The sequence below is a fragment of the 'Vigna radiata' phytoplasma genome (assembly GCF_030586915.1).
Taxonomy (GTDB): domain Bacteria; phylum Bacillota_I; class Bacilli_A; order Acholeplasmatales; family Acholeplasmataceae; genus Phytoplasma; species Phytoplasma australasiaticum.
The window spans coordinates 4,895-8,221 of the sequence record NZ_JAOSIS010000025.1; the positions used below are offsets into that span (position 1 = coordinate 4,895).

Annotated in this window: 1 protein-coding gene, 1 tRNA gene and 1 pseudogene; 2 read left to right on the forward strand and 1 reads right to left on the reverse strand. The window is 22.6% G+C overall.

All coding sequences use genetic code 11. From position 1 onward, the window contains the following. Both OC710_RS02210 and OC710_RS02215 read left to right on the forward strand, forming a co-directional pair. Positions 1-2,634, forward strand: a 2,634-nt coding sequence (locus tag OC710_RS02210) for an AAA family ATPase (protein ID WP_304514984.1), incomplete at its 5' end; no start/stop codon positions are given. Positions 2,635-2,794: 160 nt separating this feature from the next. After that, a tRNA-Ser gene (locus OC710_RS02215) sits at positions 2,795-2,886 on the forward strand. 119 nt (positions 2,887-3,005) lie between these two features. Here OC710_RS02215 and OC710_RS02220 read toward each other — a convergent pair. After that, positions 3,006-3,327: pseudogene (locus tag OC710_RS02220) on the reverse strand (hypothetical protein); the annotation flags it as partial.

Genomic DNA, 3,327 nt, shown 5'->3' on the forward strand with positions numbered 1-3,327 from the left:
GAAACCATTAAAGCCGAATTACAACAAGATCATCAATCTAGTGAAACAACTATTAATACACTTCAAACCGAATTACGAACTTTACAAGAAAAACGTGATCAATTACAGGGAAATTTGGACAGGGTTAAACGTGATAACGCAGATTTAAACCAAAAAATAGATAATCACCTTAATACTTTTGAACGTGTTTTAAAAAGTATGGAGACTGTTACATCTTCATTGTTAAATTTTTTAGATAAAAAAGATTCTGAAAATATTAAAAATACATCTTTAAATATTGATGCTCAAAGATTTTTTAAAGATACTTCTCAAATGCCTTTATTTAGTCAATTGATTGGTATGTCTAACGAAAAAGAACAATTGCAAGATTATCTGAATTATCTTAAAAATACTAATCAATATTTGACCATGGGTATGAAAAAGCCTCCTAAAGGTATTATCTTGTATGGTCCTCCAGGTACAGGTAAAACTTATTTAGCTGAAGCATTTGCTCGAGAATCAGGTTTATCGGTTTTTACTTTATCATCTTCGGATTTTTCAAAAACTTATGTAGGTGAAGCTCCGAGATTAATAGAAAATCTTTTTATGGAAGCTCGTAAAAAATTTCCAAGTATTATTTTAATAGATGAATGCGAAAGTGTATTTCGTTCTCGATCGAGCAATTCTTTGACTACTGATCATGGTAATATTGTGGCTGCTTTTTTATCTTATTTAGAAGGTGTTCACGAAGATAAAGAAAAACCTGTGTTTATTGTCGCTATGACAAATATCTTAGAAGAAATAGATTCAGCTATTTTAAGTCGTTTTGATAAACGTATTAAAGTTGATTTGTGGGATTTACCTTCTATTCAGGAATTTTTAAAATTAAAAGCTAAAGATTATAAATTAGATTTAATGGCTTATGATTATTTGATAAATGATATTCCTAAAATTATATTTAAGTTTAATTATGATGAATTAAAAACTCCTCGTGGTTTAATTAGTTTATTAAATCAAGCTGTTACTATCTCGCAAAGATTAAATCATCAACATCCTTATATAAAATTAATTGATTTGCAGTTATCTTTAGATTTAAAACTAGAAATTAATCAAGTTAATAAGGGACAAGGTAATTGGGAAAATCATCAACATCAAGCTAATAATTGGAAAGATTTAGCTTTTATTAAAGAATACAATGGTATCCCTATTAAGCAACTTTTTGAAGATAACGATTTCGAACCAATAGAATTAGAATATTATCAATTAATTAAAAATAATAGTCAAGAAAATAAAAAACCTGTCTATATTTCTTTAAGAAATGATGGAGGTTATTTTTATGATATTCATTTGAATAATATGTGGCCTGAACATTTATTAGGTTTTTATTTAGATTTTAAAGAGGTTATAACTGATAATTTGAGCTTTTATAATAGTTTGCCAACTTTAAAAATTTCTAATCCGGAAGAACTTTTAAGGTTATATATTACAAATGATAAATATAAGGTTAATTGTATATATTTTGTTTGGGATTTATCTAAACAAAAAGAAATTATTTCTTTATTGTCTGAAAAATGGGAAAATTTTATTAAAGAATATCCGTTTTTACGAAAAAAAAAGAATAATATGATAGAAGAGATTAATCCCCTAATTAATTCTTTAAATGATTTGGTATTAAATGAATTATTTAATGATTGGTTAAAACAATTTAAAGATAAATGGATTAACGAGATAATTTCTAAAATAAATTTATCTCAGAAAATGATTAAGGATTTATTGAATTTAAATATTGTTAAATTGATTGAAGAAGAAATCAATTTATGTTGGAAAGATTATAATATTTCTCGAGAAACTTGTTTAGAAAAGATTATTATACGATTAAATAAAGATCTTTATGATCGCCTTAAAAAATTGATTAATGATAAAATAACTGAAATAATTAATCAAATAAGTTTAAATAAAAAAATATTTTCTCAAATTCAAATTGAACAAATTAAAGAATATTTAAAAAAAACAACTATTCAAGAATTTGATCAAGAATTAGATTCATTGATTCGAAATAATATTTTATCTGAAGAAATTTTAAATAAAATATTTATGAATCAAGAAAAATATTTTTATCAACAAGATAGTTTATATTATAGAATTTGGGAAGAAAAAATATATCAACATTTAGATCTCTCTGTTCCTATTTTCGAAAAATCTAAATTGAAAAAAAATTTAATAAATCAATTAATTAAAAATTATTTTCAACAAAATTTAGAATTGGATAATATTATTGATAATTTAAAAAAATCAATCGAGATTTATCAACAACAATTTGAACAAAAGTTAGAAACAAAAATTAATCAAATTGTTAATCAATATTTTTTGTCTAATTATTTTCATGATTCTACTGATCTTAACACTATCAACTTAATCAGTAAACGAGCTAGTTTATGGATTAATCATAATTTAAAATTAGATGAAACAATTACATCAGAAGAAGAAATTGAAAATATGGTATTTAATTTTTTACAAAAATATTCAAAAAATATAATTCATACTCAACAAGGTTGGCAATTTTGGTTAGAACGTAATTTTATTAAAATTATTATTTTTATTATTTTATTTTATTTTGGTTATTCTTTGTTGCGTTTTTTTAATATAAAAAAATAAATTTAAAATTAATCAATTTGTTTAATTTTCCGTTTTATAACGGAGAATTATTGTTGATAATTTTAAAAAAAATAAGATTTTTTTTATTTCTTACTTTATATTTGTTATAATCTATTGCGTATTAACATTTTTTAAAATAAAAATTAATAAATTTTTTTATGGAGCAGTACTCAAGTGGCTATAAGAGGCATCTCTGCTAAGGATGTAGTTCAAGAAATTGATGCAAGGGTTCGAATCCCTTCTGCTCCGCCATTTTTATTTTTTGGATAATGAAATTTTAAAAAAATTTTAAATAAAAAAACACTCTCTAAATGTTTTTATACACATTAGGAGAGTGTTTTTTTATTTGTTTTAATAACAAATTTAAATATTTATAAATGATTTTTATGTTGAGGTTTTTTGTTAAATTGATAAATTATAAGTAAAAATGTTATTGTTATTATAACGCACAATAAGTAAAATAATTTGGTTGCTAATGAAGAGTTATTATCTGATGAAAGTTTAAAATTATCATTATCACTATTGTTAGTGTTAGTATTAGAATTATTATCAGTGTTTATAACTTGATTAATTTCATCTTTTAAATTTGTTAATTTTATGAATTCGTCGTTAAAAGTTTGTTTTATTATGGTATCTAATGATAGTTGTTTATAATTTGTAGATTGATCAATGATCTTTTCCTTTATAAGTTGT